This window comes from Aquimonas sp., from assembly GCF_044377145.1.
Taxonomy (GTDB): domain Bacteria; phylum Pseudomonadota; class Gammaproteobacteria; order Xanthomonadales; family Xanthomonadaceae; genus Aquimonas.
The window spans coordinates 38114-65081 of sequence record NZ_JBILJQ010000022.1; the positions used below are offsets into that span (position 1 = coordinate 38114).

General features: G+C 67.9%; 22 protein-coding genes. 9 read left to right on the top strand and 13 right to left on the bottom strand.

All coding sequences use genetic code 11. The features are described 5' to 3' along the window. Positions 1-159: 159 nt before the first annotated feature. Positions 160-2115 (top strand): S9 family peptidase, encoded by a 1956-nt coding sequence (locus tag ACIQ7H_RS08980; RefSeq protein ID WP_395790553.1) that lies wholly within the window; start codon positions 160-162, stop codon positions 2113-2115. Positions 2116-2241: 126 nt separating this feature from the next. Here the strand turns inward: ACIQ7H_RS08980 and ACIQ7H_RS08985 are convergent, their stop codons facing one another. Beyond that, positions 2242-2610 carry a hypothetical protein gene (locus tag ACIQ7H_RS08985; protein WP_395790555.1) on the bottom strand — a complete coding sequence of 123 codons (369 nt, stop codon included), beginning with the start codon at positions 2608-2610 and terminating at the stop codon, positions 2242-2244. 516 nt (positions 2611-3126) lie between these two features. Between ACIQ7H_RS08985 and ACIQ7H_RS08990 the strand changes: the two genes are divergently transcribed. The 3 genes from ACIQ7H_RS08990 to ACIQ7H_RS09000 all read left to right on the top strand — a co-directional run bounded on the left by ACIQ7H_RS08990 (position 3127) and on the right by ACIQ7H_RS09000 (position 6809). After that, entirely contained in the window at positions 3127-3486 is a 360-nt protein-coding gene (locus tag ACIQ7H_RS08990) for a hypothetical protein (RefSeq protein ID WP_395790557.1), read from the top strand. Between the two features lie 84 nt (positions 3487-3570). Continuing rightward, on the top strand, positions 3571-5379 hold the full coding sequence (locus ACIQ7H_RS08995; protein ID WP_395790559.1) for a TolC family protein: 1809 nt from the start codon (positions 3571-3573) through the stop codon (positions 5377-5379). After that, positions 5376-6809 carry a multicopper oxidase family protein gene (locus ACIQ7H_RS09000; protein ID WP_395790561.1) on the top strand — a complete coding sequence of 478 codons (1434 nt, stop codon included), beginning with the start codon at positions 5376-5378 and terminating at the stop codon, positions 6807-6809. Before ACIQ7H_RS08995 ends, ACIQ7H_RS09000 begins: the two co-directional genes overlap by 4 nt. A gap of 48 nt (positions 6810-6857) precedes the next feature. Here ACIQ7H_RS09000 and ACIQ7H_RS09005 read toward each other — a convergent pair whose 3' ends face one another. The 3 genes from ACIQ7H_RS09005 to ACIQ7H_RS09015 are packed head-to-tail and all read right to left on the bottom strand — an operon-like array spanning position 6858 to position 9479. Next, on the bottom strand, positions 6858-7640 hold the full coding sequence (locus ACIQ7H_RS09005; protein WP_395790563.1) for a LytR/AlgR family response regulator transcription factor: 783 nt from the start codon (positions 7638-7640) through the stop codon (positions 6858-6860). After that, the gene (locus ACIQ7H_RS09010; protein ID WP_395790565.1) at positions 7640-8719 is read right to left on the bottom strand and encodes a sensor histidine kinase; all 1080 of its coding nucleotides are present in this window, start codon (positions 8717-8719) and stop codon (positions 7640-7642) included. The genes ACIQ7H_RS09005 and ACIQ7H_RS09010 overlap by 1 nt, the downstream gene beginning before the upstream one ends. Before the next feature lie 43 nt (positions 8720-8762). After that, a complete protein-coding gene (locus tag ACIQ7H_RS09015) occupies positions 8763-9479 on the bottom strand; it encodes a DUF4386 family protein (RefSeq protein WP_395790567.1) in 717 nt (238 codons plus the stop codon). A gap of 279 nt (positions 9480-9758) precedes the next feature. Between ACIQ7H_RS09015 and ACIQ7H_RS09020 the strand changes: the two genes are divergently transcribed. Beyond that, complete coding sequence (locus tag ACIQ7H_RS09020) at positions 9759-10172, top strand: VOC family protein (RefSeq protein WP_395790569.1); 414 nt, start codon at positions 9759-9761, stop codon at positions 10170-10172. A gap of 196 nt (positions 10173-10368) precedes the next feature. Here the strand turns inward: ACIQ7H_RS09020 and ACIQ7H_RS09025 are convergent, their stop codons facing one another. From ACIQ7H_RS09025 to ACIQ7H_RS09035, 3 genes are all read right to left on the bottom strand, one after another. Continuing rightward, positions 10369-13245 (bottom strand): hypothetical protein, encoded by a 2877-nt coding sequence (locus ACIQ7H_RS09025; RefSeq protein WP_395790571.1) that lies wholly within the window; start codon positions 13243-13245, stop codon positions 10369-10371. Between the two features lie 226 nt (positions 13246-13471). Continuing rightward, complete coding sequence (locus ACIQ7H_RS09030; RefSeq protein ID WP_395790573.1) at positions 13472-14446, bottom strand: hypothetical protein; 975 nt, start codon at positions 14444-14446, stop codon at positions 13472-13474. 368 nt (positions 14447-14814) lie between these two features. After that, positions 14815-15060, bottom strand: a complete 246-nt coding sequence (locus ACIQ7H_RS09035) for a hypothetical protein (RefSeq protein ID WP_395790575.1) — start codon at positions 15058-15060, stop codon at positions 14815-14817. Between the two features lie 22 nt (positions 15061-15082). Between ACIQ7H_RS09035 and ACIQ7H_RS09040 the strand changes: the two genes are divergently transcribed. From ACIQ7H_RS09040 to ACIQ7H_RS09050, 3 genes are all read left to right on the top strand, one after another. Beyond that, complete coding sequence (locus ACIQ7H_RS09040) at positions 15083-15268, top strand: hypothetical protein (RefSeq protein ID WP_395790577.1); 186 nt, start codon at positions 15083-15085, stop codon at positions 15266-15268. 186 nt (positions 15269-15454) lie between these two features. Continuing rightward, on the top strand, positions 15455-16975 hold the full coding sequence (locus ACIQ7H_RS09045) for a PepSY domain-containing protein (RefSeq protein ID WP_395790579.1): 1521 nt from the start codon (positions 15455-15457) through the stop codon (positions 16973-16975). Between the two features lie 29 nt (positions 16976-17004). Beyond that, positions 17005-19071: a TonB-dependent receptor family protein gene (locus tag ACIQ7H_RS09050; RefSeq protein ID WP_395790581.1), complete on the top strand. Its 2067-nt coding sequence runs from the start codon at positions 17005-17007 to the stop codon at positions 19069-19071. A gap of 84 nt (positions 19072-19155) precedes the next feature. Here the strand turns inward: ACIQ7H_RS09050 and ACIQ7H_RS09055 are convergent, their stop codons facing one another. The 3 genes from ACIQ7H_RS09055 to ACIQ7H_RS09065 form a co-directional block, all read right to left on the bottom strand. Next, positions 19156-19722 carry a response regulator transcription factor gene (locus ACIQ7H_RS09055; RefSeq protein ID WP_395790583.1) on the bottom strand — a complete coding sequence of 189 codons (567 nt, stop codon included), beginning with the start codon at positions 19720-19722 and terminating at the stop codon, positions 19156-19158. Next, positions 19719-20990: an ATP-binding protein gene (locus ACIQ7H_RS09060; protein ID WP_395790585.1), complete on the bottom strand. Its 1272-nt coding sequence runs from the start codon at positions 20988-20990 to the stop codon at positions 19719-19721. The genes ACIQ7H_RS09055 and ACIQ7H_RS09060 overlap by 4 nt, the downstream gene beginning before the upstream one ends. 163 nt (positions 20991-21153) lie before the next feature. Then, on the bottom strand, positions 21154-22008 hold the full coding sequence (locus ACIQ7H_RS09065) for a DUF6597 domain-containing transcriptional factor (RefSeq protein ID WP_395790587.1): 855 nt from the start codon (positions 22006-22008) through the stop codon (positions 21154-21156). A gap of 222 nt (positions 22009-22230) precedes the next feature. On the opposite strand from ACIQ7H_RS09065, the gene ACIQ7H_RS09070 reads away from it, so the two are divergent. Then, positions 22231-22767, top strand: coding sequence for a DUF3224 domain-containing protein (locus ACIQ7H_RS09070; RefSeq protein ID WP_395790589.1), 537 nt, complete (start codon positions 22231-22233; stop codon positions 22765-22767). On the opposite strand, the gene fabI is transcribed toward ACIQ7H_RS09070, so the two are convergent. The 3 genes from fabI to ACIQ7H_RS09085 form a co-directional block, all read right to left on the bottom strand. Beyond that, the gene (fabI, locus tag ACIQ7H_RS09075) at positions 22768-24039 is read right to left on the bottom strand and encodes an enoyl-ACP reductase FabI (RefSeq protein ID WP_395790591.1); all 1272 of its coding nucleotides are present in this window, start codon (positions 24037-24039) and stop codon (positions 22768-22770) included. 159 nt (positions 24040-24198) lie between these two features. Then, positions 24199-24477, bottom strand: a complete 279-nt coding sequence (locus tag ACIQ7H_RS09080; RefSeq protein ID WP_395790593.1) for a hypothetical protein — start codon at positions 24475-24477, stop codon at positions 24199-24201. Positions 24478-24597: 120 nt separating this feature from the next. Beyond that, positions 24598-26793 carry a tetratricopeptide repeat protein gene (locus tag ACIQ7H_RS09085; RefSeq protein WP_395790595.1) on the bottom strand — a complete coding sequence of 732 codons (2196 nt, stop codon included), beginning with the start codon at positions 26791-26793 and terminating at the stop codon, positions 24598-24600. Between the last annotated feature and the right edge of the window lie 175 nt (positions 26794-26968).

A 26968-nucleotide genomic window follows, 5' to 3' on the forward strand; every position in this document is an offset into this window, starting at 1 on the left:
AAGCGCCTGCGGCCGCTCGCCTCTGGCAGCGGCCGCAGGGCACGGCGCGATCTGATCAGCCAGACTGGAACGATCGCGGCGGCGCCCTGCCTTCTGGCACCCGCATCAGCCGGGCGCTGACGGCAAGGTGACAGCCTTTCCCGACTGTCGGACCCTGCCATGCGCCTTCGCCTGCCTCTCGCCTTTGGACTTGCTGCCGCGCTGTGTTTTGCCCTGCCCGGCCATGCCGAAGATGCCGCCAAGCCCGTGCAGCGGGTCGAAGCCGGCAACCGTATCAGCGAGAACCTGCCCGAGCTGCCGGCCGAGTTGATCCAGCGCCTGGAGCGCTACCAGAACACCCGCCCGGCTGCGTTCGCGGGTTGGGCCAGCGACGGTGAGCTGCTGATCAGCACGCGCTTTGGCGAAACCAACCAGGTGCACCGCGTGCGCAGTCCGATGGGCATGCGCGAGCAGCTCACCTTCCAGCGCGAGCCGGTGTCCTCGGTGCGCGCGCAGCCCGGCAGCAATGGCCGCGGCTTCGTATTCGGCCGGGATGTGGGCGGCTCGGAGTTCTGGCAGCTCTACCACTACGACCTCGAAACCCGCGGCACCCGGCTGCTGACCGACGGCGGCCGCAGCCGCAACGAACAGCCGCTGTGGTCGCACGATGGCCGCCAGCTGGCATGGACCAGCACCGCCCGCAACGGTCAGGACAGCGACATCTGGGTGCGCAGCCTCGACGGCGAAGCGCGCGCAGTTCTCACAGAAGGCGGCACCTGGTACGCCACCGATTTCTCACCCGACGGCAAGCGCCTGCTGGTGCAGCGCTACGTATCGATCAACGACAGCCGCCCGGGCGAGCTGGACCTGACCACCGGCAAGCTGGAGCTGTTTCCGGTCGACGGCGGTCGCGCCGCATTCGGGCCATTTCTGTACGCGCCGGACGGCCAGGGCGTGTACTACATCTCCGACGAGAGTCGCGAGTTCCGCAGCCTGCGATATCACAACCCGGCCAGCGGTGACATGGTCGACCTGACCGCCGATCTGCCGTGGAACGTGGTCGCCTTCGACATCGCCGCCGACGGCAAGCATCTGGCCTACGCCAGCAACGAGGACGGCATCTTCCGCCTGCATGTGTTGAGCCTGCCCGGCCACGAGCCGGTCCAGCTGCCGGCGCTGCCGGTCGGCGTGATCGGCGGCCTGGGCTTCGCGCCCGACGGCCAGCGGATTGCGCTGACCCTGAACGGTGCGACCTCGCCCAGCGACGTGTTCGTGGTCGACCTGAAAGACCGCAACCTGACCCGCTGGACCGAAGGTGAAGTCGGCGGTCTGGATGCCAGCCGTTTCGTCGCGCCGACCCTGGTCCGCTACCCGAGCTTCGACGGCTTGAGCATTCCGGCCTTCTACTACCGCCCGGCCCAGGTGCCGGCCGACCAACGCATTCCGGTGGTGATCCAGATCCACGGCGGCCCGGAAGCCCAAGCCTTGCCGATCTTCAACCCGAGCCTGCAGTTCATGCTCGACGAGCTCGGCGTGGCTGTTCTGGTGCCGAACGTGCGCGGCTCGGCCGGCTACGGCAAAACCTATGTCGACCTCGACAACGGCTTCAAGCGCAAGGATTCGGTCAAGGACATCGGCGCCCTGCTCGACTGGATCGAACAGCAGCCCGGCCTGGACGCCAAACGGGTCGGCGTCAGCGGCGGCAGCTACGGCGGCTACATGGTGCTGGCGACCCTGGTCGACTACGCCGACCGCATCGCCGCCGGCATCGACGTGGTCGGCATCTCCAGCTTCAGCACCTTTCTGGAAGCCACCGAAAGCTACCGGCGCGACCTCCGCCGCGCCGAGTACGGCGACGAGCGCGACCCGGCCATGCGGGCTTTCATGGACGAGATCGCACCGCTGAACAACGCCCAGCAGATCCGCTCACCGCTGTTCGTCGCCCAAGGCGCCAACGACCCGCGCGTGCCGCTGTCTGAAGCCGACCAGATCGTCAACGCGGTGCGCGGCAACGGCGGCGATGTCTGGTATCTGGTGTTCAAGGACGAAGGCCACGGCTTCGCCAAGAAGACCAATGCCGACTACTTCGGCGCCGCCAGCATGCTGTTCTGGCAGAAGCATCTGCTCGACGAGTAGACGCCGGCACTGGATCGGCACGGCAGCCGATCCCGGCCACATGCGGCAGCGGGCGGCCTCTAGCGCCCGCCCGCGCGTCACACCTCGAATGGCTCGCGAGCCTCGCCCCGAAGACCGTCAACAGACTCAGGGGCAGCTGGCTGGGTCAACCACCGCGGTGACGATTTCACCACCCTTGTCGTTCTTGAACACCTTGACGATACGGATGCCGAGCTTCACGTACTCCGCCTTCATTGCCGCGATCTCGCGACAGGCATCCGAAATCGCTGCCTGCTCCAGCGTGCGCCGCAGCGCGGTGTCCGCCGGGCCGGCCGGCAGCTGGGAGACAGTGACGGTGCTGACCACGTCGTTGCCCGACGCGACGATGCTGTCAAGCCGGAACCCATCACCCAGATCCATCGGAAGACTGACGCGCTTTTGCATCTCTCCGGCAAGAAGTTCAGCGGTGATTTTTGGCTGCGCCGGCGTCAGCATCTTTCCGATCACTGCCAGCACAACTAGAACGATCACGATACGCAGCGCCGATTTCGTCGATTTCAGTCTCCGGGCCCGAAGCGCGCGCCTTCAGACGAGTAAGTTGGGAGTGCGGGCCACGGTCCATTGCGACTCACGCACGCGCCGTCGCGCGCGGCGGCGACCACAAGTCTGACCGAGCGCCCGCGCCGCTGCCATCCGTCTTTGGGCCGAACCGGACAAAGCCGCACCCGATTCCCTTGCCTTGCCGAGACGCCGGCCTTCGCCACGCGCTCCGCGGACGGGGAAGCTCATGCACACATCGCGGTTCGGTTCCCGTGCCTGCGCCGCCACCAGCCTGCCGCTAACCGTGGCCGGATCGCCCGCGCGGGCGATCGATGGCCGCTACGCCGTGGACCCAATGAGTGGAAGGTGGCTGCGACTGGAGCCACGGCGGCGCCGATTTCGTTGAGCGGCAGCGATCGCGCCCTTGAGCGTTGAAGCAGGGCCTGCCGCCACGGAACTTCGGTGAGCCCGTCTGGCTTATGCTCATCGCCCATGTACGCCCTCGCCCGCCCCGCCCTGCATCTGCTGCTCATGCTCTGCCTCAGTCTGCAGGCTTGGGCAGCGCATGGCACCGCACAGGCGGAGAAGCAGGTCGAAAGCTCGGCAGACAGCGATTGTCCGCTGCACGCGGCGATGAAGGCGGAAGCGGCAGCCAAGCAGGCGACCGGTTTCCATGACTGCAGCGAGGGCGATTGCCGCTGCTGCCCGTGCGCACTCGCCCTGCAGCCGGCGCTGTCCGTCGCATCGGCCTTGATGCCGCCGACGCTGCAGGATGCTGCAGCGTCCCCGCCACCGGTATGGTCGCTGCACGGCACGTTCTACGGCCCGCTGCTGCGGCCACCGATCGTCTGAGACTCACGCACTCAAGCCCTGCCCCGCAGAACAGCGAGGCTCGCATCGTCCTTGGCCGCAGCCTGCGGCCGCGTGGAGTCGAACATGTCATCTCAAGTCATCACCGCGCCGCTGGCGCGCACCCTGGCGGCCGCCCTGATTCTGACCAGCGCCGGCTGCGCAAGCGTGTCGCCCGAACTGGCGCGAACGCAGTCGCGCGGGCACGCCGCCGAACACGTCGGCCCCGCCGCCACGATTGAAGCCGCCGCACACCGTCAGCGTCTGCTGGCCGCCCCACTCGACCGCGACAGCGCGGTCGCGCTGGCGCTGGCCTTCAACCCGCAAATGCGCATCACCTGGTCGCGCCTCGGCATTGGTGCGGCCGATGCATTCGAGGCCTCGCGACTTGCCAATCCAAGTCTCTCGTTCGCGCGCCGCTCCGGCAGCGAGGGCGTGCAGCGCAGCCGTAGCCTGGGTCTGAACGTGGCCGGCGTTCTGCTGTTGCCGCACAGCCGCCGGCTGGCGAGGCTGGACTTCGAAGCGCTGCAGCTGGAGGTCGCCGCGCGCATCGTCGATACCGCTCGCGAAACCGAGGCCGCGTGGTATCGCCACGTCGCCGCCGAACAGGCGGCCGCGCTGGCCGAAGCGGTGGCCGAAGCGGCGGGCGCCTCGGCCGAGCTGGCCGAGCGCTTCCACACCGCCGGCAATATCAGCCGGCTGGCGCTGGTGCGTGAACGCGCCGCCGCGGGTGAAGCGCGCGTGGCCGCGCTGCAGGCACGCGCGGCTGCCCTGGCCACACGTACCGAGCTCAGTGCGCAGATGGGCCTGGGCGGCGAGGACACGCAGCGCTGGCGGGCGCCGACCACCCTGCCGCTGCCGCCCGCGGACGAACCTGCGCTGGATGCCCTGCTGGTGCAGGCGCAGAACAATCGGCTCGATCTGGTCGCCGCTCGGCTGCAGGTCGAATTGCTGGCCGACGCCAAACTCGTTGGCCGCCGCTGGCGCTGGTTGGGCGCGCTGGAGCTCGACTACGAATGGGAGCGCGAGCCCGACGGCGCCCGCATGCGCGGGCCCGAGCTCAGTCTGGAGCTTCCGGTCTTCCAGCAGGGCCAGGCCGGGCTGTTGCGCGCCGAGGCCCGACTGCAGCGTGGCGAGGCTGAACTGGCCGAGCGCGCGCTGGCCGTAGAACTTGGCGTGATCGAAGCCCACGGCCGCCTGCTCGGCCAGCGCGCGATCATCGAGACCTACGCCTCCAGCATCGTGCCCGATCGCGCCGAGGCGGTCAGCCGCGAACTGGAGCGCTACAACTTCATGCTGATCGGCGCGTTCGAGTTGCTGTCGGCCAAGCAGTCGGAGTTCCAGGCCTACGCGGGCTGGATCGAGGCGGTGCGCGACTACTGGCTGGCTCGGACCGACCTCGCCCACGCCGCCGGCAGCGCCCTGCCGGCGGAACCAGCGGACGGCGCGCATACACCCGAACTGCAGCCGCTGATCCGTCCGGGTGGTTCGGGCCATGAACAGCATCAGAACGGCAACGCGGCGGCCGATGATCCGCATGCGGCGCATCGTGCTGCGGCGGCGGCTGAGGCTAAGGCTGCCGATCCACACGCGCACCACCGCACGCCCGCTGCGCCTGCAGATCCGCATGCCGCGCACCGTCGGGCCGCGGAGGCGGACGCCCCAGCACCGGACCCCCACGCCGCGCACCGGCGCGCTGCCGAAGCAGCCGCTGCTGAGACCGACGCAGAGGCCGCGAAGACGAATGCAGATGCAGATGCAGATGCAAAGCCCGAAGCCAAACACGATGACCCGCACCGCCATCACCACGCAACGCCAGAAGCCGAGCGCGATCCGCACGCCGGCCACGAACAACACCCGCAGCACCCGAACCGCAGCGAAGGAGATCGCGCATGAGCCTGTCCCGCCGTCATCTGCTGATCGGCGCAAGCGCCGGCGCCTTGGGCGCTGCCAGCACCGCCGCTCTCGCCAGCAGCGCAGCCGACACCGCCGCAGCGAGCGTGAGTACTCCGTCGGCTGAGGCCGGCGCGACCCGGCCCGCAGGTTCAGAGCCAGCTCCCAGCGTCGCCAACGCGGACGCCACCCCACGCCCCGGCACCGTTCACACCCCGAACGGCTGGAGCCTGCCCTCACGTCGGGTCGACGGCGTGCGCGAGTTCCATCTGGTGGCCGAAGAGATCGAACACGAATTTGCGCCGGGCTCCAAAGCCAAAGTCTGGGGCTACAACGGCACCACCCCGGGGCCAACCCTGGAGGCGGTCGAGGGCGAGCGCGTGCGCATCTACGTCACCAACCGTTTGGGCGAGCCGACCAGCATCCACTGGCACGGCCTGCTGCTGCCCTCCGGCATGGATGGCGTCAGCGGCCTGACCCAGCCCTCGATCAAGCCCGGCGAAACCTTCGTCTACGAGTTCGAGCTGAAGCAGCACGGGACTCACATGTACCACCCGCATGCCGACGAGATGGTGCAGATGGCGATGGGCATGATGGGCTTCTTCATCATCCATCCGCGCACGCCCGAGCCCGAGCGCATCGACCGCGACTACTGCATCCTGCTGCACAACTGGGCCCTGCATCCGGGCACCTACCGGCCCGACCCGTCGGTGCTGCAGGACTTCGACGTATGGACCTTCAACTCCAAGGCCTTCCCCGCGACCGCGCCGCTGGTGGCGCGCAGCGGCGAGCGGGTGCGCGTGCGGGTCGGCAATCTGTCGATGTGGAACCACCCGATCCACATGCACGGCGTGCAGTTCCTGGTCACCGGCGGCGACGGCGGACGCTGGCCACCCGCGCAGTGGCGCAGCGAGGTCACCGAGATCGTCGGGGTCGGCCAGGTGCGCGACATCGAGTTCATCGCCGTACCGGGCGATTGGGCCTTCCACTGCCATATGTCGCACCACACGATGGGGCCGATGGGCCATGACATCCCGAACACGATCGGCGTCGATCAGAGCGGCGTCGAGCAGCGCATCCAGTCGCTGCTGCCGGGCTTCATGGCGATGGGCGAGCACGGCATGTCCGAGCACCAGGAGCATGTCGATGCCGGCCATATGCCGGGGCCGGAGAACACGCTGGCGATGATGGCCGGCCAGGGCCCGTTCGGGAACATCGAGATGGGCGGAATGTTCACCGTCATCAAGGTCCGTGACGATCTCGCGCCAGGCGATTTCAGCGACCCCGGCTGGTATCGCCACCCGCGCAATGAGGTGGCGCACAAGGTCAGCAGCGACCCGGACTTCGGCCAACCGATCCGCCGCGGCACACCAGCGGTTGCCTCAAGCCGGACCCTGCCAACGCCGAAGCGCGGCGGCACCCACGATCACTGAGAGATCGTCTGCGACCCCACCCCCGCCGAAACCGGCGGGGGTGCTGGGCTACATCTGCCGGAACAGATGCAGATAGCTGCGGCTGACCGGCAGCCGCTCGGGACGCCGTTTCAGGTGCAGCTCGGCGCTGTCGGTATCGAGCCGTACGAGGTGGCTGATCGAGCGCAGATTGACCACCACCGAGCGATGCACCTGGGCGAACTCGGCCGGGTCGAGCTGGGCGATCAACTCCTTCAGGCTGAGCCGGATCAGGGCCTCGGCCGGCGCGCCGCCATCATCGCGCCAGGCCACCACGGTGTACTTACTGTCGGCGCGCAGGTAGTCGATGTCCTCGGTCGGGATCAGGCGCAGGGTGCTGCCGATCTGGGCGCGAATCCAGCGCAGCGGCGCCGGTGTCGATTCGCCCTTCAAATGCGCCGCCAGCTGCCGCAGCAGTGCCTGCGGATCGGCCAAGGGCTGCGCGGCCTGCAGGCGCTGCTGCAGGCGGGCCACTGTGTCGGCCAGACGCGCCGGCTCGACCGGCTTGACCAGATAATCCAGCGCGCCCTGCGCAAACGCCTGCACCGCGTAGTGGTCAAAGGCGGTGACAAACACCAGATGGGCGCGCCGGCCGATTCGCTGCGCGGCCTCGACTCCGGACAGGCCAGGCATCTGCACGTCAAGAAAGCACACCGCTGGCTGCAGTGCTTCGAACTGTTCCACCGCCTCACGTCCGTTGCGCGCCCGAGCGACGATGTCGAGCTCCGGCCAAGCCGCCGCCAGCTGCCGCTCCAGCGCCTCGCGCAGCAGGGGCTCGTCTTCGGCGATCAGGGCGGTCGGGCGCATCGCCATCAGCGCAAGTCCGCCGGCAGCGGCAGCTCGATCTCGGCGCGCAGCCCATGCGGATCGACCGCGCTGAGCCGCAGCGATGTCGACTCGCCAAAGGCCAGCCGCAAGCGTTCGCGCAGGGTCGATAGACCGGTCCCGAGTCCGCGGCTGTCGGGCTGCAGGCCGACCCCGGTGTCGCGGACTCGCAGTCGACAGCGGCCGTCGACCAAGCGCGCTTCGATATCGATCCGCCCGCCCTCTTCGCTGGGGTCGATGCCGTGGCGCACGGCGTTCTCGACCAGGCTCAACAGACTCAGCGGCGGGCAGCGCAGCCTCAGCAGCCGATCATCGATGTCGATACCGAACTGCAGCCGGTCCGGCATGCGCATCTGCATCAGCTGCAGATAGGCGCGCGCCAGCTCAAGCTCCTGGCCCAGATCGGTATCGGTTTCGCCCAGCCGCGGCACCGCGGCGCGCAGATAGCTGATCAGGCTGCCCAGCACGCTGGAGGCCTGGCCCGAGCCGCTGTCGACCAGGGCCTGTACGTTCGCCAAGGTGTTGAACAGAAAGTGCGGCGCCACCTGCGCCTGCAGCAGATGCAGGCGCGCGTCCACGGCCTGCCGCTCAAGTTCGCTGCGCTCCAGTGCGAATGCCAGCGCCTGATGTCGGGCCAGCGCATCCTTCTGCCGCACCAGCGCCGCCAGCGCGAACCAGGGTGCCAGCAGCAGGCCGCTGAGGCTGAGCAACAAGAAACCGATCAGTCGATCCTGCTCGCGATAGAACGGCGGCGCGCCGGGGTCCGTCGACAGGCTCCAGAACACCAGTGCGGTCAAGGGCACCACGGCGGCCACCGCCAGCACCTGCAGCACCCAGCGTGCGAGCCGGCGCGGCAGCCGCGACGGCCACTGCTCGAACAGCCCGAAGGCCAGCAGGGCGGCAGCCGCCACCGCGAGCACCCGGATCCACAGCGAGAGCAGACCGCTCTGCCAGACCAGGCTGAGCAGCAGCCCCCACAGCAATGCCGCGGCACCGACCCAGGCCAGGCGCGAGGGATTCAGCAGCAGGGCAAAGCCGGAGGCGCGCGGTGGGGAGAGGATGGACATGCGCGCCGATGCTAAACGAGTGCGACGCACGGCGCCGATCCGATCAGCCAAGCCTTTGGCCCGCTGACGCAACGCTCGCCGCACGCGCATCCGCTGGCGGGCTGATCGGTGCAAGCCCCCGCGCAAGCAGCCAAAGCGCCAGCAGCAGTTCGCTCAGCGCCAGCGGCGCCAGCAAGGGCATCACCACCTCGCCGCCGAGCAGCGGCTGCGCCACCGAGTACATCTGCAGCAGCGCGGCGAGCATGCCGAAGCCGGTGAGCAGGCGCGGCAGGCAGCGGCCGCGGAAAAGCAGCGCATGCATCACCAGCAGGCCGGCGCCACTGATCAACAGGTGGATGTAGTGCGCCCAGTTGCGCTGCGCTGCCACCACCCCGCGCAGTCCCTGATACAGCGCCTCGGCATCGGTGCCGGCGCGCTGGAAGTTCTCGCTCAGCGACAGCATTGAAAGCACCGCGCCCTGCTCGATCAGCGCGCCGACAAAGCTGGCGACCACCACGGCAGCGTAGACCCGCGCCAGCACCGGGCCGGCCTTCGACACCCACGGCCACAGCAGGCTCATCGCCAGCAGCGACAGCCCCGACCCGCCGATGCCCAGCAAGGCGGACAGGCCGATTCGTACTGGATGCTCGGCAGCGTTGTGCAGAAAGCCGGGCGGCTCGAACACCGGTGCCAGCAGGCCGAAGTTGATCCAGATACCGACCGCCATCTGCACCAGCAGCAGCGCCCCGAGGGTCCGTCCCACGCTCAGTTCGTTACGCATCCCTGTCTCCTTCGGGCTCACGAGCCTGCAGTGTCGCGCTCTGCATTCGCGGATCGGCAGGCTGCTGCGACCGAACGCGGAATACGCGGACGAAACGTCCGATTGCACGCCTGAGCGCCCGCTCGCGCCGCCAAGCGGGCGGGCGTTCGCGCGGGTGGCCGCAGAAAGACGCCGCGGGCGGCGCAGCGCCGGCTGTCGAAATCGGCTGCCCCGGTTCGACTGTAAAGTGTCGATGCAGAACGCCGTCGACGCTTTCCCTGACCCCTGCGAGGTATTGCGATGCTGATCCAGCCCTACCTGTTCTTCGATGGACGCGGCGAAGAGGCCGCTCACTTCTACCGCGATGCGCTCGGCGCCGAGATCGAGATGCTGATGCGATTCAACGAGGCCCCCGACCCGCCGCCCGCCGACACGGTGCCCGCCGATTGGGGCGACAAGGTGATGCACGCCAGCCTGAAGATCGGCGAGCTGCGGCTGATGCTCTCCGACGGCTGCGCCGGCGACGGCAGCACGCCGGCCGGCTATGCGCTGTCGCTGAGCGTGGCCGATGCCGGGACGGTGGATCGCACCATCGCCGCGCTCGCCGAAGGCGGCGAGATCACCATGCCTGCCGACGCGACCTTCTGGTCGCCGCGTTTCGGCATGCTGCGCGACCGCTTCGGCGTGCAGTGGATGGTCGGCATCGACGGCTGAGAAAACCTGTGCCCGCGGCGACTGCCCTTCATTTTGAGATCAACGCCGGCCGACGATTGCGCATCGGCGTGCGGAGCTGCTTTGGGCCCTCGTGGCACTCAGGAGCAGGCGGGTCACACCGCCGCACCGGCCGAGATGAGGCAACAGAAAAGGGCGCGCCTTTCGGCGCGCCCTTTTCATTCATCACTGCAACGAGTTACTGACAGCCAAACACGCGGATGTCATCGATCTCGAAGCCATTGGGCGCAGACGCCGCGGTGTTGTCGTCACCAGTCGCACGGAAGCGCAGGCGGATGGTCTGGCCGGCGAAGCCATTGAGATCGACCACCGAGTTGCGAGCACCGCCTGCCGAACGACACCACATCGGCACTCCGCCGCCGACCGGATTGGTGCCACCGGCACTGACGCCGTCGTAGGGGTCGGTCAACAATTGCCTGTTCAGCTGCTGCCAGCTGCTGCCGTTGTCGGTGCTGATGTCCAGCAGTGCGCCGTCCCAGCAGCCGGTGGCTCCGTCGATCTCAAACACGTGGAAGGTGCGGAAGGTCAACTGCAGCGGGCTCTGCGCGGCAGCCGGCAGAACGATCGGCGGCGAGATCAAGGGCTGATCATTCGGCTCGGTACTGACATTGCTGGCGCGCCAAACGGTGGATGTCATGCCGGTTCCGGTGGCAGCCGTGCGGACCCAGGTGTTGGCCCCAACGCCGACCGGCGTAGTCCAAGCGATCGCCGGGCTTTGGTTGTCGTCGAAGAACACCTGGTTGGCGGTGGTGCCCGCCGGACAGGTGCCAGGCGTGCCAGTGGTGAACTGGAAGCTGGCCGAGATCACGCCATCGCCGCAGTAGTTGATCGCTCGCACCCGCCAGAAGTAGCCGGTGTTGGCCAACAACACATTGGTCACTGCACTGGTGGCCTCCACGGTCTGGTCGAACACGATGCTGGCGAACCCGGCATCGGTCGCCACCTGCACGCGATAGCGCAGCGCGCCGGGCACCGCATTCCAGCTCAGGACCGGTCGAATCAGTTGACCCACCGCATTGTTGGTGGGCGCCACGAGCGTGGCGGCGACCGGCGCGGCGGACGACACGCTGAGCGTCACCGGCAGGCTGCGGACCTTGCCGTCAGCCGACGCGACGATGGCGCCGGAGTAGTCACCCGAAGCCAGGCTCGTTGCGCCGCCAAAGGTCACGCTGCCGGCGTTCGGCAGCGACAGCGGATTGGCGCTGAAGCTCGGCGTCACGCCCGGCAACCCGCTCAAGGACAGGGTGGCAGCGCCGCTCTGGCCCGACACGACGCCGGCGCGGAACTCGAACACCGGATTGCTGGCACTCGCCGCACAGATCTCGAAGCGAGCGGCCGACTGCGGCACCAGTCGGAAATCGGGCTGCCCGCATTCCGGGAAGCGGAAGCTGCAGATGCGCGTGGTCCAGCCGGCAGTTGAGGTGGTCGCGAGGTATTCGCTGGTGAACCAGAAGGTGCATTCGTCTTGCGGGTCGGTGCTCATCGAGGCGTAGTCGCCCCAGCGTCCGGAGGTGCTGGTCTGTGAGCCGTTGGCGATGCCGGCGGTGCAGCTGGCTTCGTCCAGCAGCATGCCGGGTGGGGTGGCGAAGGTCCGGCCGGTATAGCGGATCTGCGGGTTCAGCGTGGCGCTGGAAACCGAATAGCCGAGGCCCAGGTAACCGTTGCGATCGATGTTGATGCCGCCCATCCAGCGGTTGTGTGCGTCCGGCGAGTAGACGCCGTCTTCGACCAGGCCCTTGGCCAACAGTACCGGTGCAGCGGCAACCGGCGGCTCAAATCCGTCAGCGAACACAGCTACGCCCTGAACCACGGCAGGCGCACGGAGGTCGAAATGCGCCCAGCGGACGCCAAGCTCGGTGCCCCCCGCGTTGACCGTATGGTTGACGACCACAGAGGTCTCAGTCGGCGCGCCGTTTGGGAAAGCGCGGGCGCTGGCGCGGTACATCAGATTCTGGGCAAAGGTGTCGAGTCCCTGGGTGGTCCCCGCCTGCGGTGATTCACCGATTGCGTTCGAGAACGGTGCGCTGGCCGCGACCCGCGTTGGCGTCGTGCTCAAGGTCGAGTTGGCCGGCGTCGCCCAGTCCGCGCACAGATCCCAGAACAGGTAGTCCGAGGTGCTGCTGTCGAAGTGGACGAAAGGCGCGCAGGCACCGGCGCGGGCCTTGGTGGTGCCTTCCAGGTGCGCGGGCAAGGCGCCGTAGGCATCGATGCCAGGGAAGCGCAGCATGGAGACCTGCGAAGCCGGCGCGCCGGCCAGCATGCGGTTGCGGTCGACAGCGACAAAGGCCGCGCCTTGAAACGTTTGCCCCTGGAACTCGTGGACGACAAAGTAGTAGCCGTCACGGCCGGTCGAGGCGTCCTGCCAGATGCCGATGTGCGGATAGTCGTTGAACCGCGGGAACACGAACTCGTAGCGGCTGTACGGGCCCATCGGGTCTGAAGTCTGCGAGATCGCGAAGCACTGCCGCGGCACCGCCGAGCCGGTGAACTGGCTGAACACCCAGCGTTCGGCGGCATCGTCGTAAAGCACGATCGGATCACCAGCGTCGGTCGTTTCACACGCGCCGCCGAAACCCGCCCAGAAGATGTTGCCTTCCATCGGCGCGCCAATCGGCAGCCCCGTCGCCTTGTTGAATACGTTCCACTGCGTATTCACCCACTGGATGACGTGGGTGTCGCTGACATCGGCATTGGTGTCCGGCGGCAACGAGCCGTTGAGGCTGAGGCCGTTGAAGGACTGCAGCGGCGCAGGCACCGGCGGCGAACCCAGCGGCGAGGTCTGCACGCCCGACAACTCGGCCATCCAGCGCGGCTGGTTGCTGTCCAGCGGGGTTGGCTTCAGCAGGATGTTGGGAATTTCCGTGGTCGGACCGACGAAACGGGTCGGCGTAGAGCGCAGCAGTTCGCTAAGTGGCGGCGAGACGTCCGCGCGCACGGCCTTGGCGGTTTCCACTCGTGGGTCGACGCCCGACGCTGTAGGCGTCTCTGCGTAGGCCGGTACAACACTGGACAAGAGCCCACAGACAAGCAGGCTCAGGTGCGGTTTCAAGAACATGTTTTTCCCCAGATAGTGGCCAGCTGATCGCGATCACCCCCGCGCAGCGCCGCCGAGTGTACTCCCCAAGGCAGCCGGTGTTCGAACAGCAAGACCAAGGGCTATGCCAAGGTCGGAGACCACGTGCTGAGGCGAGCAAACCTGAGTCGTCTCCAGGAGCACAAGGCAATAATCGATGACGCCGAGCGTCCGCGGCGGAGCTCCGCCGCAGTCCGCATGGTGAGGCTCAGCCCTGGTTGGTTGTCATCGCCAGCAGTCGGCGACGATGGTCGAGCAGGAACTCGCGGGTGCCGGCGGCCAGGCTGGGCTCAGCCAGGGTCTGCTCGATCAGCGGCAGTTCGCGCTCCGGCGCCTGGCGTCGGATCGCATGCAGGGCCAGCTCGGACAGCGCTCCGTTTCCACATCCCACCCAGCGCACCAGGTGCTCAAGGGGCACCTCCACCCCATCGCGCTGGAGAATGCCGAAGGCCGTCCACATCAGGCCCTCGTTGGCTTGGCCCGGCGCTGTCGGCACCGACTCCCGCGCCAACAGCTGCGCCGCAACCGGCGCCCAACCATCGCCGTAGTGCACGGGGAAGATCAGCGCCGCCTCCAGCACCGTCGAGCGCGCCACGACTGTGCGATCGGTGCGCAGAACGAACGCGCGTAGCCGGCGCTGCTCCGACGCCCCCAGCTGCTGACGCAGCGAGGAGCGCGCGAACAGCTCGGCGGCGAACAGGCTCTGCATCTGCGGATCGTCGGAGCGCAGCCCGGCCATCGAACGCCGAAGGTGCTCGCGGCCGTTGAGGCGCTCGGCGCTCGGCGCCTGCAGCAGCAGTTCGCGGGTTTCTTCGCGGGCTTCCAGCAAAGCCGGACTCACTCCCTCACTCACCAGCAGCTGCGGCCCATCCGGCCGCATGACCCGCAACTTCTTGGTCGACGGCGAGCGCTGGGTTTCCTGCCAAGCGAGCACGTAGCGAACTCCAGGCTTGGCAAGTGCAATCGCATGCCCGTCGGCGCGTACTCGCACCTCGGTACGCGCCTCACCGCCGTGGACCACGCGCACATCGATGAAACGAAGGATGTCGGGTTCGGGCCGATCAGCAAACGTGGCTTCGGCCAAAACCGTGTCGCGATCCCACAGGGCATCGATTGGCGGTGGCACCACCGGTGCGGCCAGCGCAACCGGGAGTCCGAACAGCAGGGCGGCGAGTACGACCATCCCGAGGCAACGAAAAGAAGCGGACGAGGTATTCATCGGCGCAGCATGCCAGAGCCGGACGCCATCGCCCAAGTGGAAGGCAAGGCGGAACGCCCTTCCCTTTGTCTCGCACGCGGCTACCGACCTGTGCTGAGAGAATCGGGACCGCGGGATCTCGCATGCTGCGCTCGCACGCTGATTGGGAAGGTCGCGATCGTCTGCATACGCCGCCCACACGCACCAGCCCTCCACCGACTCTCACCCGGACTTGATGACACGCCTCATGGGGGCAGCACCACGATCAGCCTCGCCATTTTCCACACCACCTGGCCGCGACACCGCGCGCCAACGCAGGCAAGGCCGATCAGAAGAAACTGCGGATGGTGCTGTCAGGGGGGCGCAAGCAGCAGCTGCTGGCCGCTGCTGGGCAGATCAAAGTCGATGCCCTGGTGATCGACCTTGATCTGCCCGGTGAGCGCTGGGAAGCCGTGCTCGGCGCGCCAGATCGCGGGTTCAAGCGTTGGCTGAGTCTGATCGTGTCCGGCTTCGCAAAGCGGGACACGATCGAACCCCTGCGCGGCCCGCGCCGGCAGCTGTTGCGCGCACTGGTGAGCGCGCGCGCTGCGCTCGAACATGATCGGCTTGATTGTCGAGCACTTGGCCAGCACGCCTGCAGCGGCTGCCGCAGCAGGCGCGGAAACGTCGATGCTGCGGCGGAATCAACAGCCCCGTCTGTACGCGGAATATCTTTGCTGCGCCAGCCAGGCCTCCTTCGATCCCGATCCGATCCAGGTCAACGAGCCCGGCCGCAGCCTGCGGATCGGCTGGGAGTACCGGTTCTGAACCCTTGAACGCGATGCCGACCCGAAGCCGCTGCGCACAACGGTCGCGGTCGAGCTGATTGGCGTCGGAAGTCGCTACCCGCAGGTGCGCAACGCAGCTGCGACATTCGGTCGCATGGGCAGACGCGGCATCCGCGCCTAGGCTGCGCAGCCTCGCGCGGGCCCCGCGCTCAGCTGCGGCCAAGACGTGCTCACCAGGAACAATCTGCCAACCCGCAGCAGAAGCGATCAGCAGCGGGCACGTTTACCCCTGCTGATCCGCCTGCACCGTGGCCTGCTGTGGTTGGCCGCCCTGGCCCTGTTCGGCTGGGTGCTTTCCGGCCTGCTGCATCCGCTGATGGGCCTGCTGGGTCCGCGTCCACTAAGTTTCGGCGCACCGGCACTGGAGCTTCGCGCCGACGCGCTCACAGCCGGCCTCGGTTCGGTGCTGCCTCAGCTCGACGACGCTCGCATTGCCCGCGTGGTCGCCGGCCCGGACGGCCCGGTGTGGCAGCTCAGTGCCGACTCCCGGCAGCCGCGCCGCTACCTGCAGCTCGACGGCAGCCCGGCCGCACTCGACGACGCGGCCTACGCGCGCTGGTTGGGTGAGTTCTATACAGGGCTGCATGCATTGCGCGGTCCGCCGGTGCTGATGACGGAGTTCGATGACGACTACCCCTGGGTCAACCGGCTGTTGCCGGTATGGCGTCTGGACTACGACACGCCGCAGCAGCACAGCGCCTATCTGCACACCGAGACGGGCTCCCTCACCAGCTACGTCGACGCACGCAAGCGTGTTCTGCAGAACACTTTCCGCCAGGTCCACACGCTCGCCTTTCTGGATCAACTGCCGCCGCTGCAGCTCGCGCTGATCTGCGCGCTGATGCTGGCGCTGCTGGTGGTCGCCTGCACCGGCCTTTTGCTGGCACTGCAGCGCTGGGGTCGCAGCGGCACACCAACACGACGCTGGCATCGGCGACTCGGCCTGGTCGCGCTGCTGCCGGTGCTGGTGATGGCTGCCAGCGGCCTGCTGCACGCCGTGGTGACGCGCGGGCCGCCGCAGACGCCGGTGCTGGCGGCGGCTCCGGGCCTGCTGGCCACGAGCTTCGACGCGCTGAAGATCGATCCGGCGCGCTGGCAGCAGGCGCTGCCGGCACAACTCGATGCAGCGGCGCTGCGGCACGGGCCGGAGGGGCATGCATGGCTGGTGTTCCGGGCTGCGGCCCGTGCAGCTGACGCGGTGCCCGCACACGACGGACATCACCCGACGGCTGCAGCATCCGCTGCGCCCGCTGGCCTGCAGGCCCTGCAGCTGGATCTGCCGGCGCGATCTTCGATTGGGCTGAGCGAGCTCGGCGAGGCCTCAGTACGCAGCCATCTCGGCGCCCTGCCCGCCGGACAGCCGCGCTTCGGATTTGATCCGGACTACGACTTCCGCAACCGCCGCCTGCCGGCCTGGGGCGTGATCGAGCCCGGCAGCGGGGATCGCCTGAGCTTCGACCCATTGACCGGTCAGCTGCTGGATCGCGCGCCCGGCAGCCGCCGCTTCGAAGCCTGGGCGTTCTCCTGGCTGCACAAATGGAACCCCTTGAGCAGCGTTCTCGGCCGGATCGGTCGCGATGCGCTGCAGGCCGGCTGGCTGCTGCTGGCCCTTCTGGTGGCCGGACTCGGCATCGCCCTGCGCCTGCGTCGCACGCAGCGACCGGGCGCCCGAACCCGCACTTCCTGATCGCCCCCGAACTCTGCCGGAGCACACCCATGCAATCGACACCTTCCCTGCGACGCGGCGCACTCGCCGTGGCCATCGCGCTCACCCTGTCCGGCGTAGCGTTCGCTGCCACGCCAGCGCGCGAAGACGCGCGCCGTCTCGACGATGTCGAAGTCCGCGATCGCGCACCCGCGGCCGCGACACCGCTGGCGCTGGAGGCCGCGCGTCTGCGCATCGAGGAGCGCGCCGGCGGCGTCGGCATTGTCGATGGCGAGAGCTATCGTGACGGCCGCGTCAGCACGCTCACCGATGCCCTGGGCTATGCGCCCGGCGTGTTCGTGCAGTCGCGCTTCGGTGCCGAAGAAGCGCGGCTGTCGATCCGAGGCTCCGGCCTGCAGCGCACGTTCCACGGCCGCGGTCTGCGCGTGCTGCAGGACGGCGTGCCGATCAACCTCGCTGACGGCGGTTTCGACATGCAGTCGCTGGAGCCCCTCGCCGCCCGCTACATCGAGGTCTATCGCGGCGCCAATGCGCTGGAGTTCGGGGCCGCGGGCCTGGGCGGTGCGATCAACTTCGTATCACCCACCGGCCATGACATCGGCGCCACCCAGGCGCGGGTCGAGGCCGGCAGCTTTGGCTACCAGCGCAGCCAGGCTGCGCTGGGCGGCGTCCGCGAGCGACTGGACGGCGTGCTGAGCCTGTCGGGCTTCGTGCAGGACGGCTTCCGCAAGCACGCCGAGCAGGAAACCTACCGCGCCTTCGGCAACCTCGGCTGGCGCGTGTCCGACACCCTTGAGAGTCGCCTCTATGTCGCCCACGTGCAGACCCGCTCGGCGCTGCCGGGCGCCCTGAGCTTCGCCCAGTTCGCGCAGGACCCGAGCCAGGCCGCGCCGGGCAACATCGCGCTCGACCAGCGCCGCGACTTCGAGCTGTCGCGGCTGTCGGCGGTGCTGGCATGGCAGCCGGCGCCCGGCCATTCGCTGCAGGTTTCGAGCTTCTACAGCGACAAGCAGCTCGATCACCCGATCTTCCAGGTGCTGCTGCAGGACAGCCGCGATCGCGGTGTCGATCTGCGCTGGCGCAGTGAAGGCAGCCTGTTTGGACGCCCCAATGTGCTGATCGCCGGGGTCGGCTTCGCGCGTGGCGACACCCGCGACGATCGTTTCGCCAACGTGCTCGGACAGCGCGGTGCGCGCACCGGCCAGAGCGACCAGGCCGCTCGCAATCGCGAGGCCTACTTCGAGAACCAGTGGCAGTTCGCACCGCGCTGGACGCTGGCCGTTGGCGCACAGGCGCCGCGCGCCGAACGCGATTTCGACGATCTGTTCCGCGCCGGCAACGTCAACCGCAGCTTCGCCACCCGCTACAGCGGCAGCAGCCCCAAGCTGGGCCTGCGTTTCAGTGCCAGCGACAGCCTCAGCGTCTTCGGCAACGTGAGCGACAGTCGCGAGCCGCCGAGCTTTGGCGAGCTGGCCGGTGGCCCCGGCATCACCCAGGTCGATGATCAGCGCGGCCGCACGGCCGAACTGGGCCTGCGCCTGCGCACCGATGCACTGGTGCTGGACGCAGCTGCCTATCGCGCGCGCCTGCGCGGCGAGCTGCTGGCGCTGACCGATGCCGCCGGCAATCCGCTCGGCACGATCAACGCGGATCGCACCGTGCACCAGGGCCTGGAGTTCGGCGCGCGCTGGCAGTTCGCCGAGCCCTTCGTGCTCGATCTGAACTATCTGTACAACGACTTCCACTTCGACGGCGACGCCGTCTACGCCGACAACGATCTGGCCGGCGTGCCGCCGCAGCTGCTGCGCCTCGGCCTTCGCTGGCAGCCGAACCAGCGCTTCAGCCTGACGCCGAGCGCGGAATGGTCGCCGCAGCGGAGCTTCATCGACCACGCCAATACGCTGTCCGCGCCGGGCTACACGGTCTTCAACCTTCGCGCTGCGCTTGAGCTGGGCAGCGACTGGTCGCTGTTTGCCGACCTGCGCAATGCCACCGACCGCGACTGGATCGCTTCGACCGGTGTGGTGGCGAATGCGCGCGGGCGGGACGGCGCTTACCTGCTGCCGGGCGATGGTCGCGGCGTGTATGTGGGCCTGCAGTGGCGGCCGCGGGACTGAGCGCGATCGAAGTGCGGCCCGCCTGCTGCGGCGGTCGGGCTGCCTTCGCTCACTTGAACCCGATGAGCCGAACGAGATCGCGCCTCAGCCCTCAGGGCTGGGGCGCTTCTTGAGCTTGCGCTGCAGCGAGCGCCGATGCATGCCGAGCAGGCGCGCGGCCGCTGACAGGTTGCCGCTGGTTTCGGCCAGCGCCTGCTGGATGTGCTCCCACTCGACCCGCGCCAAGGGCGTCATCTGCAGCGGCGCGGGCTCCGGCTCGCGGGCGTGCGGGGCCGCATCAGTCCCCGCGAGCGCCGCGAGAATGGCGTCGGCGCTGGCGGGCTTGGGCAGGTAGTTGACGGCGCCGCGCTTGATCGCATCGACGGCGGTGGCGACGCTGGCGTAGCCGGTCAGCAGCAGCACGCGCAATCGCGGCTGCAGCTGCAGCAGAGGTTGGATCAAGCCCAGCCCCGAGTCCTCGCCCAGCTTCAGATCGACGATGGCGTAATCGAACCGTGTTTCCTGTGCACGCTGCAGCGCCCGCGCGACACCGTCGACCCACTCGCAGCGCAGGCCGCGGCGCTGCAGCGCGCGCTGCAGCGTGGGGCCGAACACGGGATCGTCTTCGACGATCAGCGCGAGCTTGGCCGAGTTCGTGGCAACCGCGGTCACTGCGAAGTCTCGCGCTGCAGTGCCGCCAGCGGCAGCCGCATCACGGCAACGCTGCCGCCGTCCGGTGAAGGCTGCAGGCTGAGGCTGCCACCGAAGTGTTCGACAGCGGCATGGGAGAGCGCCAGCCCCACGCCCAAGCCCTGCGGCTTGGTGCTGCTGAACAGGCCGGAACGGACGTCGAGCTGCACCGGAAGGCCCGGCCCGAAATCACGCACGCTCAACTGCAGCAGCTCCGCGCCCTCGGCGACGCGCTCGATCCCGGCGCCCAGCTCGATCCGCCCGACGCCACCTGCATGCGAGGCATCGGCGGCGTTGTTCAGCAGCGCCAGCAGCAGATGTTCCAGCAGCGGCTGCGGGCGCAGTTCGACATCGAGCTCGACCAGTCCGCGAGCGTCGAGTGCGGTGTTCGGCCGGGTCAATCGCCAGCGCTCGATCACCGCATGCAGATAGCGCGCTGCCGGCAGCGGCTGGGTGTCGAGATGCTGGGCATGCGCGACCAGCTCCTGCACCCGCTGTCGGCATTCCCCAGCGAGCTGACGCAGGTGGCCGAGCTCGGCCTCGAACTCGGTCGGGCTGAGGCCTGAGTCGAGATCATCCAGGATCAGCTGCAGGCTGCCCAAGGGGGTGTTCAGCGCGTGCGCCAACGCCGCCGCGTGCGCGCCCAGGGCGACGATGCCCTCGTTGCGCGCGGCGCGCTCGCGCAGGCGCGACAGCTCGCGTTCGCGGTCGGCCAGCATCGCCGCCAGCTGGCCCAGCGCAAACGCGAACAGCAGCGCGCTCAGCACGAAGTTGGCCGCCATGCCCCACAGATGCAGATCGAAATCCAGGCCCGGCGCACCATGCACATGCGGCAGGGCCGGCGCCGCAACCGCGATTCCCAGATACGCCAGCACGCTGAGCGCAGTCACCCACAGCGTCCAGCTGCGCGGCAGTGCCACCGCCACCAGCGCCACCGGCACCAGGTACAGCGACACAAACGGATTGGCGCCGCCGCCACTGAAGTACAGCAGCCAGCTGAGCACACCGATATCGACCGCGAGGTGCATGCCCAGCCGCAGAGGATCAGCGCTGCCGCCGCGACGAAGGCTGAACTCCGCCCATAGATTGAACAGCACCAGGGCGAGCACACCGCCCACCAGCGGCGGCATCTGCAGGGGCAGCTTGAGCCACAGCAGGGCGGCCACGATCGCCAGACTCTGCCCGGCGATCGCCAGCCAGCGCAGCAGGATCAACAGGCGCAGGAAGCGCGCGGGCGAGGAAGCACTCATCGCTGTGATTATGCGGCCGCGGCACAGGCCGCCGCGCCGATCGGCAGCGCACTCGCCCTGCGACCCTTTGTCGCAGGCAGGCTATTGCAGGCACGCTTTCTCAGGCCCGTCGACGCAGGCCAACCGGCAGAAGCAGTCGTCACGGACCGATCAGGCCAGCGTGCTAGGACGCAGCGGTGCGCCCCCGCAGCGCGCTGGGGCTGAGCCCGAGCAGGCGCTTGAACTCGCGGCTGAAGTGGGCGGCGTCGGCATAGCCCAGGTCGGCGGCCAGCGCGCTAAGGTCGGTATGCGGGGATCCCTGCAGCACGGCCAAGGCTTCGTGCAGGCGGTAACGGGCGATGATCCACTTCGGCCCGACGCCGACCCAGTCGCGCAACAGGCGCTGCAGGCTGCGAATGTTCAGGCCATGACGCTGTGCCCAGTCCTCGGCGCGCAGCAGGCTGCGGTCCTCGCAGGCGGCATCGACCATCGCGTTGACCGTCAGCGCGCTCGACGAAGGCGATGGCAGATGTGCGCGCAGACACTGCTGCAGCAGCTCGATCCGGGCCTCCACTTCGGTGCCAGCGGCGAACGCGAACACCTGCGCCCGCAGCGCGCGGCCGAACGCAAGCACGGGCTGCGCCTCGGCATCGAATCTGCGGTCGGTCAGCGCCTGCAGCGGCTGACCCCACACGCCACGGAAACCGGCCGGGCGGAACTTGATGCCGAACACCTCGCCGGCCTCGTCCAAGGCGCGCTGCCACAGGCGCGTGTGCACGCCGCCGATGCGCGCGGCGTCGCGTTCGAAGGTCCAATGCACGCACGGGTGCGGCAGGGTCGCGACGGTCTGCTGCGGATGTTCAAGACAGCGCCAGCGCACGTACCAGAAGTGCTCAACCGAATCGGCCAGGGACGCGCTCGGCGCCACGCGACGGTGCTCGAACTCGCCGATTGGCGGCGGGCTCAGGATTCCGCGCAGTGGGCGCGTGGGCTTCGAAGCGGGCCCGCCACTCAGCTGTCGCGTTTGTTCAAGCGCCATCCTCGGGTTCCTGCTTCACTGCATCGGCGCTTCGCGCACTGGACGCGCATCATCGATCGACGCGGGCCCGCTGAACAGAGCGCGGCGACACCGATACAGTCGACGCCCGCGACCGGCATGCGCGCGGAGCCAGCCTTCGGCGATCAGCGACACCGCCGCACACTCGGTTCCGCCACGTACATTTTGCTTCTCCAAGGACAACCGATGCTCCGAGCACCGAGATTGACCGCCACGCCTTCCGCCGGAACGATGCGCATCCATAGCCTCGGCTTGGCTCTGCTGTGCGGGCTGCTGGGCGGAACCCTCGCCAGCGCGGCCGATACTCCAACCCATGCGACCACTCAAGCCACGAACCAGGAAGCGACCATGCAGAAAATCAGCGGCGAGTTCGAGCTGAAGATGAGCCCCGAGCCGGGCCCGCAGGATGCCGACGGCATCGGCCGCTTTCGCCTCGACAAGCGCTACTCGGGCCCGCTGCAAGCCACCGGCATCGGCCTGATGACCGCCCACCGCACGGCCACCGAGGGTTCGGCCGGCTACGTCGCGATCGAGCGTGTGCGCGGCAGCCTGGACGGCCGCAGCGGCAGTTTTGTCATCCAGCACAACGGACTGATGTGGGGCGAGACCCGGCAGCTGACGATCGAAGTCATCCCTGACTCCGGCGACGGCGAGCTCACCGGTCTGCGCGGGCGGATGGACATCCGCATCGAGGGCGGCAAGCACTTCTACGACTTCGAGTACGCGCTGCCCGCGCTTTGATCAACCGGCAAGGTGCTGGCCACCGTCGACCGGAATCACCGTACCGGTGATATGGCGGGCGGCATCGCTGACCAGATAGCGCGCCAGCGCGCCGACATCGGCGATGTCGGCCAGCTGGCGCGCCGGCACCCGCGCTGCCGCATCGGCCAGCAGCTCATCGAAACGATCGATACCGCTGGCCGCGCGGGTGCGGATCGGGCCGGGCGAGATCGCATGCGCGCGGATGCCCTTGGGGCCGAGTTCGGCGGCGACGTAGCGCACGGCGCTCTCCAGCGCGGCCTTCACCGGGCCCATCAGGTTGTAGTGCTCGACCACGCGCGAGCTGCCGTAGAAGGTGACGGTCAGCAGGGTGCCGCCCTCGCGCATCAGCGGCTCGGCGAGTTTTGCCATGCGCAGGAACGAATGACAGCTGACGTCCATCGCCTGTGCAAAGCCCGCAGCGCTGGCGTCGACCACGCGGCCGTGGAGGTCCTCGCGCGGGGCGAACGCGATCGAATGCAGGACGAAATCGAGCCGGCCCCAGTCGCGCTCGATCGCCGCGAACACGGCTTCAAGCTGGCCCGGCTCGCGCACATCGCAGGGCAGGATCAGCGGCGCGCCCAGGCTTTCCGCCAGCGGGCGCACATGCGGCTGCGCTTTGTCGTTGAGATACGTGATCGCCAGCTCGGCGCCGGCCGCCTGCAGCGCGACCGCGCAGCCATAGGCGATCGATTGGTCGTTGGCGATGCCGACGATCAACCCGCGCTTGCCGGTGAGATCCAGCGGGTCGGGGCCACCCTGGTGCAACGAGGCGCTGGGCAGGCGCTGCGGGTTCCACTCGATGCGCTCGCGCGGTGCCAGCACTTCGGCGCTGCCGCTGATCACGGTCTCGCCAAACTGGTTCACACATTCGCAGTCGAGCACGGCAATGCCTTTGTCCGCGCGCAGCTCGCGCACGGTGACGCGCGCCGTGATCGCATCGCCCGGCCGCACAGGGCGCTTGAAGCGCAGCTCCTGGCCGAGATAGATCGTGCCCGGCCCCGGCAGGCGCGTGCCCAGCACCGCCGAAATAAGCGCCCCGCCCCACATGCCGTGGCCGATCACACCGTGGAAGCGCGAGCGCTCGGCGAACTCGGGGTCGAGATGCGCCGGGTTGACGTCGCCCGAAACCACGGCGAACAGATCGATGTCGCGCTGGGTCAGCACGCAGCAGAGTTCGGCACTGTCGCCGATCGCCAGCTCGTCGAAGGTGCGGCTCTGGATGAGTGCGGCTTCGATCAGGGGCGGCGGCATGTGCGGGTACTCGGAGGCAGGGCGTGTGCAGGGTACTCGACCATGCTGCATTGCCGCATGACACGCCCTGCCTTCTCGCACCTTGCACTCCTGCGGCCGACCGGCCGCCCACTTCGCTGCAGGCCACGGCGTCGAGGGGCGCCCGCCCTACCCGCGCAATCAAGCGCTTGACCAAGCACTCCAGTCCGACAACACCGCTGGCTCTTCTTCCCCAGCCAGCACACGTGCCAGCGCAGGCAGCCACGAGGCCTCCGGATGTCCAAGGCGTTCGGCTTGAGCGATGACGCCCGAGAAGTCCCAGTCACCGGTTCGAACGCAGTCAGTCACCACGAGCCGCTTGATCTGCTTCAAAGCTTCCGCTTGCGCCGAACCGGCGCGCGCGCAGTAGGCGTACATCCAGCACTCGGCCGCCAGTTCGGGGGGGGCGTCGGCGCTCATGTTCGCAAAGGCGGCATCAAGAGTTGCGAGCCCGGCGGCCGTTCGTCCACGGGCCAGCAAGATGCGCGCGTAGTTGCCGAGGGTGATCGCGTGTTTCGGATCGGCCTCCAGCGCCCCCTGCTACATCGTCCCGGCCGCGTCCTGATCCTTCCGGACGTTCGTGAGAAAGTGTGCGTATCTGCCGAGGGCATAAGCGTCCTTCGGATCGGCCTCCAGCGCCCGCCGGTACATCGTCTGGGCCGCGTCGTGATCTTTCCGGACGACCGTGAGGAAGTCGGCGTATCTGCTGAGGGTGTAGGCGTCCTTCGGATCGGCCTCCAGCGCCCGCTGGTACATCGTTTCGGCCGCGTCGTGAGCCTTGCGGACGACCGCGAGGAAATCGGCATATCTGCTGAGGGTATAGGCGTACCTCGGATCGACCTCCAGCGCCCGCTGGTACATCGACTCGGCCGCGTCGTGATCCTTGCGGACGACCGTGAGGAAGTCGGCGTATCTGCCGAGGGCATAAGCGTCCTTCGGATCGGCCTCCAGCGCCCGCCGGTACGTGGTCTGGGCCGCATCGTGATCATTGCGGACGTCCGTGAGGAAATTTGCGTAGTTGCAGAGGGTGTAGGCGTCCTTCGGATCGGCCTCCAGCGCCCGCCGGTACATCGCTTCGGCCGCGTCGTGAGCCTTGCGGACGACCGCGAGGAAATCGGCATATCTGCTGAGGGTATAGGCGTACTTCGGATCGACCTCCAGCGCCCGCTGGTACATCGACTCGGCCGCGTCGTGATCCTTGCGGACGACCGTGAGGAAGTCGGCGTATCTGCTGAGGGTATAGTCGTCCTTCGGGTCGGCCTCCAGCGCCCGCCGGTACATGGTCTGGGCCGCATCGTGATCATTGCGGACGTGCGTGAGGAAATCTGCGTAGCTGCAGAGGGTGAAGGCGCGCTTTGGATCGGTCTCCAACGCCCCCTGGTACATCGTCTCGGCCGCATCGTGATCTTTTCGGACGTTCGTGAGGAAGATGGCGTAGTTGCGCAGCAGCTCAGGCGAGTTCGGCAGCGCGGCAATGGCGGCGCGGTAGATTTTGTCGCGTCTGTCTTCATCGCCCTCGGAGGCGGCCTCGCGTTCCCAGCGCCACCAAGGCTTTGCGGTTTCAGCCTTGCCCATGGAGTGCAGCACGGAACTTGCCACGGCATCGATCTCCGCTTCCGCCTGTCTGCGATCCACGCCACCTTCGGCTGGCGCAGTGTTTGCTATCGACGGGGTTCCGACACCGCCAGGCTCCTGCTTCGCTGGGGCAAGGACGGGCTTTGACGCCCGCTCTACCCACGTCTTGCTGATCGACTCCTGCTGTTGGTTGAGACGTTCAGCGCGCTGCTTCGCGCGCTCCGTGATGAGCTCAGCGGGGTTGATCATCTGCAATTGTTTGCCCAGCAGTGACATCAGGTCATCGAAACCAAGGATGGGCACCAGGTATCCGCGGTGTTTCGCAACCAGTTCGCGAATGCGTTGTGGCGGTTGACGATCCCCCTCTCGGTAGCACCAATAGATGCCCCCTTGGATACCACCTTGAGGGATCTTTTCCAGACAGCCCATCAGGCTGTCGTCGTTGCCGCCGTAGCCGATCACGATGGGCGTGTAACGACTCAGCAGCCCGGTGATCGCGTTTTGCAGCGTCGGGTCAACCGAGCCCAGCTCATCGGGATCACTCATCGGACTGAGCAACAGATCGCGGTGGACCTTGAGTACCAGCGGGCGTCGCAGATCGGTTCGGGCGAAGTGAGCCAGGGACTCGTGCCCGCACACCAGCGGATACGTCGCGCTGAACAGCGAGACAGAGTCGGCGACGAGGTTGTCGAAGTTGACCGTGATAACGACCTGATGACGAAGCTCTGCCAGTACTCGGCCAAGCACCGAATAGCCATAGCTGGGCTCGGCACCCGCCATCTGAGCTTCGAGGTATGCAAACCCTTGATCCGGATCATCACCGTACATGCGCCGGTACAACTCAGAGTAGCTGGCCGCCGGGTCCGTGTGATCGTAGTGACGGAGGCCGAGATTCTCCGCCATTGCCCACTGCGACAAGGATTGCCCGTCCACGTCGACGGCTTGGCGATGCAGAGTCGTGACCCACTCCTCTGCCATTTCCCCAGCCAGCTTGATTCCAGAGCTCTTCGAAGCCCCCGCCCCAAGGATGAAGGCAAAGCGCCGGTTGGGCATGGTGTCGTGAATCCGCTTGAATTCCTCCACGAAGCCGAGCATCGACATACGCTTTGGCTCAGCGCCGTCTTTCGTAGCCAACGTGTCGGTTTCGCGTGGATTGGCCATTGCGCGAGATCGTTCAAGGAAAGAACCGCGAGTATAGGGGCGCGCGAATCCCCTACGCGCCTACACTCCACGAGACAGTGACGCAGCACGTTATCTCTCATTCTAGGGCGGCTTTGTTCGGAGACTCCCATGCCAAAGCCGTTGCGGGTTCGCCCGCCAGAAACATCTTCCGCCG

Bases quoted from the DNA above. Each gene is read 5' to 3' on its own strand.
- ACIQ7H_RS08980 (WP_395790553.1), top strand. From the start codon at position 160: ATGCGCCTTCGCCTGCCTCTCGCCTTTGGACTTGCTGCCGCGCTGTGT.
- ACIQ7H_RS08990 (WP_395790557.1), top strand. From the start codon at position 3,127: ATGTACGCCCTCGCCCGCCCCGCCCTGCATCTGCTGCTCATGCTCTGC.
- ACIQ7H_RS08995 (WP_395790559.1), top strand. From the start codon at position 3,571: ATGTCATCTCAAGTCATCACCGCGCCGCTGGCGCGCACCCTGGCGGCC.
- ACIQ7H_RS09000 (WP_395790561.1), top strand. From the start codon at position 5,376: ATGAGCCTGTCCCGCCGTCATCTGCTGATCGGCGCAAGCGCCGGCGCC.
- ACIQ7H_RS09005 (WP_395790563.1), bottom strand. From the start codon at position 7,640: ATGGCGATGCGCCCGACCGCCCTGATCGCCGAAGACGAGCCCCTGCTG.
- ACIQ7H_RS09010 (WP_395790565.1), bottom strand. From the start codon at position 8,719: ATGTCCATCCTCTCCCCACCGCGCGCCTCCGGCTTTGCCCTGCTGCTG.
- ACIQ7H_RS09015 (WP_395790567.1), bottom strand. From the start codon at position 9,479: ATGCGTAACGAACTGAGCGTGGGACGGACCCTCGGGGCGCTGCTGCTG.
- ACIQ7H_RS09020 (WP_395790569.1), top strand. From the start codon at position 9,759: ATGCTGATCCAGCCCTACCTGTTCTTCGATGGACGCGGCGAAGAGGCC.
- ACIQ7H_RS09025 (WP_395790571.1), bottom strand. From the start codon at position 13,245: ATGTTCTTGAAACCGCACCTGAGCCTGCTTGTCTGTGGGCTCTTGTCC.
- ACIQ7H_RS09030 (WP_395790573.1), bottom strand. From the start codon at position 14,446: ATGGTCGTACTCGCCGCCCTGCTGTTCGGACTCCCGGTTGCGCTGGCC.
- ACIQ7H_RS09035 (WP_395790575.1), bottom strand. From the start codon at position 15,060: ATGTTCGAGCGCAGCGCGCGCGCTCACCAGTGCGCGCAACAGCTGCCG.
- ACIQ7H_RS09050 (WP_395790581.1), top strand. From the start codon at position 17,005: ATGCAATCGACACCTTCCCTGCGACGCGGCGCACTCGCCGTGGCCATC.
- ACIQ7H_RS09060 (WP_395790585.1), bottom strand. From the start codon at position 20,990: ATGAGTGCTTCCTCGCCCGCGCGCTTCCTGCGCCTGTTGATCCTGCTG.
- ACIQ7H_RS09065 (WP_395790587.1), bottom strand. From the start codon at position 22,008: ATGGCGCTTGAACAAACGCGACAGCTGAGTGGCGGGCCCGCTTCGAAG.
- fabI (WP_395790591.1), bottom strand. From the start codon at position 24,039: ATGCCGCCGCCCCTGATCGAAGCCGCACTCATCCAGAGCCGCACCTTC.
- ACIQ7H_RS09080 (WP_395790593.1), bottom strand. From the start codon at position 24,477: ATGAGCGCCGACGCCCCCCCCGAACTGGCGGCCGAGTGCTGGATGTAC.
- ACIQ7H_RS09085 (WP_395790595.1), bottom strand. From the start codon at position 26,793: ATGGCCAATCCACGCGAAACCGACACGTTGGCTACGAAAGACGGCGCT.